Here is a 7,959-nt window from a genome sequence, read left to right on the forward strand (position 1 = left end):
CAAATAATTTGGATTTTTAATGGCATTTGGTGAAAATTGAATGATATCGTTTTTGGTCTCTAAATACACCACATAGTTGCTTTTACCTACTGCATAAAAGTCCAATAAATCCACGTTTGATTGAAAATCGATAGCGGTAAAAATATGAATTTACGAAAATTTACTGCGGAAAGTGGGAAATAAGATATATTTTCAATATTAATTAGTGGATACTGTCAAACTTAGGTTAAAAAGCTTGGAAATTATTCATTAACCTAAACGATAACGAGAAAATATTTATTTTTTAGAGAACATCTGCAGAAATTCAGAAATAATATTTTTTAATGTTTCGTTTGTTGTGTTATTTTTCATCGTTTTTTGATCATCCTGGGGGCTTAGAGCATTCCCTAAAATATTTTCAGTTTTAGGGTCAAACAATCCTTTCCAATATTTACATAATATAGAATTATTTTCCGTATTGTTGCCCGAGGAATTGGTTTCTCCTCCATTTCCCATTGAATGGGTATAACATATGAAAAAATAAGATAGGAAAATAATCACAACCAAAGCGCTAGCATAACAAACTGTTTTGATATTCCTGGTTCTTTTCCTTTTTTTTAGCCCTTTTTTTGTTTCCAGGTAGCCTGAACCTTGAATTTCATCCAGATTTTTCGCTTCTTCTTCGTTTAGCTTTAAAATAAAGTCATTACCTTTTAGATTAACCAGATCCTCGATCAGAGTTTTGAGAAGGATTTTTCCCTCGGCTTTTGGGTTTGAAGGCGCTTCATTGGCAATATATTTTATAAAATTAATCTTGTCTGAATATTCTAAGAGTTGTAGTGCTTTTTTAACCCCTTTCTCAAAAGAGTTGTACTTAGAACCTTTTATAGAATTCTGTGCCTGCTCGTTATCTAAATTGTTTAGGGATAAATTCTTCCGTGAAGTATTATTAAAGAGCAAATCGAACAAATCTTTATTATGTTCTTTATATATATTTATTACAAGATCCTCAATGAGGCCTTCAATATATACATTTTTTGAGAGTAATGTATTATAAAGATCTTTCCTACATTCTGGCGATTCAATTTTGAGATATATATCTATGAGAACTTTTTTAATATCAGGATCGTTTATTTTTTGAAACAGTCCCTGAAATATTTTAACTTTATCTCTATCATCAAAGTTATCTAAAATTGAATTAGAAGAACTGCAATAATAGAGTGGTTTACTTAATATCTTTTTTACAACGGGGCTTACGGAATCTGATCGAGTTTGACTTTCTTTTGAATAAGAAGTTTCATCGTGGAAGAATTCTTCACCCAATTCTTTATATAAATTTAGTAGTTCCGGTTTAGTAAATTCTCGGCACGTTCCGTTTTCTCCGATCTCAAAATCCGGATTTGGTTTAATGAGACTAACAGAAACGTCAGCTTCTGAAGGATATTGAGAAACATCAAAAGTAAATGTAAATCTGTGCCTTAATTTGGTAATTAATTTAAGGATAAGGGAAAGTCCATTGCTGAGTTCTGAAATCTTGACAGATACTTTTTTGCCAGCATGAATCTTGCCTGCTGTGTATTCTAAAATATCTTTTTCTATCGGAGTCTCATTAATATTTCTAAAGTCTCCTTCATCCCAAAGTCCAACTAGTCGATATTTTTTCAAGTCGAGATTTTCTACCTTAAATTTAACCCTCTCATAGAACCGCTTTAATGATTGAATATCAGAATCAATCTCATATTGTAATGGTAAATTTTTGTAGACCTGGATGAATACGACTCTTTCTTCCCTTTCACTGTCAGCCTTCACACTCAAACTGCACCCAAAGATGATTTCATTCTCTTTTGATTCTAGGTAAAAAGCACTCCTTTTTGTATCAAGCTGCGTTGCCAGTTCAGTGTATTGTTCAAAAAGCTTATTGCCATTAAATAGGTGGCCCGTTGAATTATATATTCCATAGTCTGAGGTATAGCTGGCATTGGAGAGATGAAAAAAACCAAAATTCTCTGGATTTTCATTAAGATGATTAGAAGCTGAATTTCCCAATCTCTTCAACCCTCCATGGATTTATTTTCAGATATTCTCGCTGCATTTCTGAATATTTACTTTCCATAGTGAGAGGCTTCATGGTTGCATCCACACTGACCGTGTACATGTAGATCGGCATTTGAGATGCCATATTTACAATTTCCTTGAATGTGGAAATCTTGCATAACTGATCATAGATTTCATGCTCAATTTCCCTGGCTTCGATTGAATCCTCCATAATATTAGAAAGATCCCTGTACTTGTCAATTTTAGTCACCACAATCGCATATGATTTCTCATTCCCAAATATATTGATGATATCTGAGTAGTGACCAAAGAGTTTTGTCAAATCATTTTTGCCGCCCGTATTGTAGTCAACTATATGATCTCCGTCTACCAGGAAAATTATTTTCCCTGCACTTTCAAATTTTTTATATATATGGGCAAAAGTGACTTTCTCTACAGACTCTGCAAATTCATCTTTATGAGTATCTCGCAAGTTTTTTATAAAATCTAAATTTCCCATATCATGTTCCGGTTTGGAAGCGTCTATTTTGAAAAGATTGTCGAGTTCTTCAATAATTATATCATATTGTGATGGGTTAAAATTTTTTGTATGTTCTCCCCCATAGTCGACAAATGTCATTCCTACAGGTTTAAATCCTTTTTTGCCAGATAACAAATATATTGCAAGATCTGTTCGGAGGTTGCTTTTTGGAAGTTCCCCATTCTCTATATCAACGAGCATATTTTCAATCTTTAAACTTTCTTTGTTTTTTTCCGATAAAATAATTTCTTTTCTCTGACCTCCTAAAAAATTTACGAAGTGATTGTAGAATGCAAGCAATAACAATGTTTTTCCTGATCTTGAAGGACCATATACAAATACGTCATAAGCCCTTATGCCGCGAATGGTTTTCGTCAGAATAAAAGAAAATATAAAAAAAATTCCTATCAAAGTTGAACCGCTTAACATGAATTGCGAAACTTCTTGAAGAGGCTCCATTTCAATGATATTAACAAGGGTTCGGATTAGATACAAGGAAGTAAATACAAAAAAGATCATGATGAATCGACGTAAATACATTGCAAGCTTGTCAAAGCGATTCTTAAAATAGGAATAAAAACTTAAATATCCACCTTCCAACATTCCAAACACAAATCCGTCAATACTTAAAAACCCGCTTACATAAAAGACATATACAAAAGGCAAGAACACTGCAAGTAAAAAAATTCCCCCGGTTCTTGAGCGAAACTCGAGAACCATTCCAATTGCACTTGAAATAAAGGATGCGACGAAAAAGCTGAGAGTGAGTTTTATGTACCATGCCGTATTCGATATCCAGTAGGGCATACTCATATATAAAAAAATAAGGGATAGAAGAACCCCAAAAAAAACTAAAATGATTTCAAAAATCGTATGATTTCTATTGATTTTCAATCTTCAAGGCCTCCTTTAACGACTTCGTTTCATAAAGGCTCTTGATCTGCTGGGGAATTTCCTCTATCCTTTCACTGTTTGCAATCTTTCCTGCTGCTTCTGAGCTTAAGAGGGCGTTTCGAGTTATGTATTCTCCGTCCTGAAGTTTCAGGACATGATGCAGTATATTTTCCTTATTCCTTGCATAAATTTCCCAGTAACCTCCTCCGGCTACCAGTGGATAAATGTTGTCAAGAAAACTTGATGCGGCAAAAAAGGTCAAAGCAATCTCCCAGGGTTTTGTATGCCCATGGGGAGTGAGCAGGGAATCATTAGGTTTTTTCAAAGACAGGCTCTGATTTATATCTACGCTGATCATGCTCTTCATGAGTTCAGAACGTACATATCCGGAAGTGGATGATACAACTAAAGCAGCTTTTCCAAAAGTCCATCTTTCGGTATCTCCGATCGAAATTTTTAAAGAATTTACTCCAAGTTTCCTACTTTCAAACAGATCCTGATATGTGGATTTTGCAAGGTTTATGAGCTTGTCAAGTTCTAATTTTCCGTTTTTATCCATATCAAGGTTGCCCATATCAGGATTGGCATTCGTATCCGATTTGCCTTCCACAAGAGATAGGATCTGAGGGTTGACACTTCCAAATTTGGTTTTGTATATGCCTTTTTTTGTTCTTTTTCCGGCTTCGATTTTTTTATTGATTATCTCAAAATGTTCATGGAAATACTCATAATGCAAATTGAAATTTTTTCGGCTTGAAAATGTTTCTGTGTTGGCGGCATCGACTTCAACAAGCATAGCATACTGAAGTTGCTTTTCTTCGATTTCTTCATTTATATCTTTAATATATCTATTTAAATCTTCCATACTAGTGAAGTAATTAGCGGCTTTTAAATGGAGTTCTTTCAGATCTTCTCGCAAAAACTGCCTGATTTTTACCCTATCATCGGATGCAAATATCCGATCCAGTTTATCACTATCTATATAATTTATATTTAAATCCGCAAATACAGAATTACAAATTCTTTCTCGAAATACTTCAACCTTTTTAATTAGATCAATGGTTAAAAAATTTTCAGGTATGACAATATTAAAGGGTGTATCTATACGAATAGCCCAGTACTTTACATTTGATTTTATATAATCTTCTTCTTTCCCAGCATGTTCATTATATTTTTTAATTAGTTGCTTCCTCTTTCCCAATATAAGCGCACGCAAGCCGCCCTTTTCAACTTCTTTTATCTTATTTTTATAATAATAATAATTGGTAACGGAATCAATAAACCTGCTTAAGCTTTCAAGATCGTATTCGTTGTCTTTTGAGATAGCCTCAATTTCCATTCTAATATCTTTAGTACCAGCAGACAAAAACCAGCTATTTTTATCGTTCCCTCTAACTTTTCCAGTACTCAATTTATCTATATACCGATCTAATGTTTCTTTCAATTTTTGTTCATTATCCGGAAGGTATTTGATATTCCTGTTGATTTTTGCATAGGACTCAAGGTCAAGATCAATATCATTTAATTTATCCTTGATCTTTTTGTCGATCTCGATGGGCAGGGAGTTTAGCTCGGCCATTTTCTGCTCGGTCGGCTTCAGTTTCGTGTTCAGAGTTTGGATTTCCTGATTCTTAGTATTCAGTGCTCCAAGAAGAGGAGATATATCCCTTTTCCCTTTTAGGATATTAATCATTACAGACCTGCAATCTTCATTCTCAACAGCCGCAACCCGCTTGAATAAAATCGCATTTTTTCTTAGAGTATCCAGAGCTTCCGGAATCAAACGGAATAATTTTTTATCGATTTCATCTTTGAGTTTATCTTGAGCAACGCCTTGAGCGAAATTATTAACTCTTGAAATATAGGATATCAAGTCGTTATAAGTTCCAATTTTATCAAATTGAATCTCTGAAACGTTATATTTAATAAATTCCTCTATTTGTTCCACGCTGTGATAATTAAGCAGTTTTGCGATGTTGTTTGTCCATACTTTCTCAATATTTCTATACTCCGTTTTTATGAACTCAAAGACTTCCATCGTTGGAGTGGATTCTCCACTGATATTGAACTTAATAAGGAGACTTTCAATAATCTCGTTTACATCTTTCCTGACAGCATCGATCTCTTCCAGTTCGTGAATAATCTGGCTGTACTGCTCTTTTAATTCCCTAAGCTCTTCTACAGGGTATTCGATTACATGTGAATCAGCAAAAATAAAAGAAGAATAGGATTTTCTTGCGTCACTTAGGTTAAGATCACTTCTTTCTATATGGAAGAAGTTAGTGAGAATCTGCGGGAAGACAGAATCAAATTCATCTACTTCTTCTAGCTCATACTGTCCATTGGTATACTCTGTGGGACCCAGAGATGTAAATATTACATGATCAAAAAGTCTCTCATCGTGAGACACGTTTAAGTATTCAAGCTCTGTAAGAGAAATAGCAGCATTAAGCTGTTCTTTTTCTCCTTCTTTTGTTGTTGGAAGCACTGCAAAGAGATAGACTGCATCATCCCGTTTTTCCTTGATATATCTTGCAAGGTCTATGAACATACCTGAGCCAGTACCTCCACCGATCCCTACTATGATGGCTGTAACTCCTGGATTCGAAAAGGTCGGGAACCCATTTGCTTGTCCTTCACTCAAAACTTTATAAAGAATAGCTTTTGAAACGGCTCTTCTGCGATGCACACCACCCCCAAAATCATCCATAATAAAGTGATCAATACGTTTCAGGTCTTGGAAAGTAACTCCATTGTTTTCGGGATCATTCAACCACCACGTTTTGATCGATTGGGATCTTTTTATGCTTGCTGAAACTGCAGCGCTGGTTAAATCGGATACATGTGTAATATTTGCAAGGTTTGGTAGATAGTAGGATTTAAACTCGATATTTCCCGCTCCCTCCAAATTATCTACTTTCTCCATTATTTTTGTTTCCCACCGCTGATCTTCTGCAGATTCATTGGCATCCGTATCCATCGTATAAATCTTAAGCCTGTTCACATCACTGGAGTAGTAGTGGAGTAACCAATCGTGATTGCATATTTCACGAGCAAGTTTTTTTCCGCATCCTCCCAAACCCACAATTGTTAGGTTTGGAGGGTACTTAAAAGATTGACTCGAGTCATCTACCCTTTTCATTCGGTATCTTCTCCTACATCAATATCATCCTTAGAATTAAACCTCACACCAATTAAAAAACCGATCATAAGGCCTAGAATTATGCCCGGTATAAGCCACCAGTATGAAGGCCATTTATCATTTTCAGTCAAATGATCAGCAAGTGTTTTTGACTCTGTAACAAGCCCTTTGTCGTGAAGGTCCTGCAGATAGTTCTTGAAAAAAGGATCTTCGATTTTATTTATCTGTTCTCTAAATGATTCAACTTCCGGTATTGAAATTTCGAAGGGACGTGTTTCCACGCTTTCGATCAGATTTCCTTTACTATTTGTAAGGGTTATTCTGTCATAAGCGTAGCCTGTACTTTGTTTATATTTAACAAGTGTCACTCCATCATACTGTTTTTCTTCAGATATTTGTGGGATTTGTCCATTAATATTAACAATAATTGATGTTGTGCTTTCATTAACTGGAAAATCAAACTTGTTAGAATCACTTGTAAAGTTCAAATTTGTGAAATTATATAAATGGGAATTATCAATTCTAACCAGATCAGTGTCAAAAGAGATATAATCTGCAGCTGGTGGGATATTATTTAGTGTTAATGTGTAATTTATTACCTGTCCCTCCAAAACTTTTTCTTGTGGTTGACCATTGATCTCAATGTTTGTTGCTGATACTGTACTTCCAATAAGTAAAAGTAAGAACAGTGATAAAAATAAGTAGTTTACATCCTTGAGTGATTTCATTTTTTTATTACACCACCGCTTTAACATTATTTAACGACACCCTCTCTGTTAACTAGTTTATATTATTAGATTATTTTTTAATTACGCAGTTACTTTAATACCATTTAACTATACCATCATTTCTTTATTCATTCATTTATAGTCAATGTAAGAAATATTTACACATATAAACAAGAACCGTAAGTGAAAAATTGAGAAGTACAGTTAATTTTTTAGTTGAGTATAATTTCTCAGTTGGCTGTAATTCAAGCGAAAAGGTAAACCACTGAAAACACTGAAAGCATGGAAATCTCTGCACCCATACCTTCTTTCTTCAGTGTTTTCAGTATTTTCAGTGGTTGTAGAGTCTGAATTAAATTTTTTTCCATGCCCATCGATGTTTTGATAATAGAATTTCATTGGTCATCGGTTAGAATTTTATGCACAACTTTGAATACTACATAGAGCGATTTTCCAACATAGTTCTTAGATATATAACATAAAAAATAACACTTTTTAGAGCTTTGTACCTTAATTGAATCCAAATGAATAGAGTTTGAGGTAGATTACTTAACTGTGCATTTAATTTGTGCGTTGACTATAAATAGTTTACACTATTAAATGACTTTTTATTACCTCAGTGCTTTAACAGCATCTGAGTA

4 protein-coding genes are annotated in these 7,959 nt (G+C 34.2%); all 4 read right to left on the bottom strand.

Annotated features, from left to right (window positions below):
* Positions 1 to 276: 276 nt before the first annotated feature.
* Complete coding sequence (locus RG963_RS15845) at positions 277 to 2,025, bottom strand: hypothetical protein (RefSeq protein WP_310577246.1); 1,749 nt, start codon at positions 2,023 to 2,025, stop codon at positions 277 to 279.
* Complete coding sequence (locus RG963_RS15850) at positions 2,006 to 3,361, bottom strand: hypothetical protein (RefSeq protein ID WP_310577247.1); 1,356 nt, start codon at positions 3,359 to 3,361, stop codon at positions 2,006 to 2,008. Before RG963_RS15850 ends, RG963_RS15845 begins: the two co-directional genes overlap by 20 nt.
* A gap of 73 nt (positions 3,362 to 3,434) precedes the next feature.
* A complete protein-coding gene (locus tag RG963_RS15855; protein WP_310577248.1) occupies positions 3,435 to 6,590 on the bottom strand; it encodes a tubulin-like doman-containing protein in 3,156 nt (1,051 codons plus the stop codon).
* Complete coding sequence (locus RG963_RS15860; protein WP_310577249.1) at positions 6,587 to 7,318, bottom strand: hypothetical protein; 732 nt, start codon at positions 7,316 to 7,318, stop codon at positions 6,587 to 6,589. The genes RG963_RS15855 and RG963_RS15860 overlap by 4 nt, the downstream gene beginning before the upstream one ends.
* Between the last annotated feature and the right edge of the window lie 641 nt (positions 7,319 to 7,959).

It is taken from the genome of Methanosarcina baikalica, from assembly GCF_031461075.1.
Lineage (GTDB): Archaea > Halobacteriota > Methanosarcinia > Methanosarcinales > Methanosarcinaceae > Methanosarcina > Methanosarcina baikalica.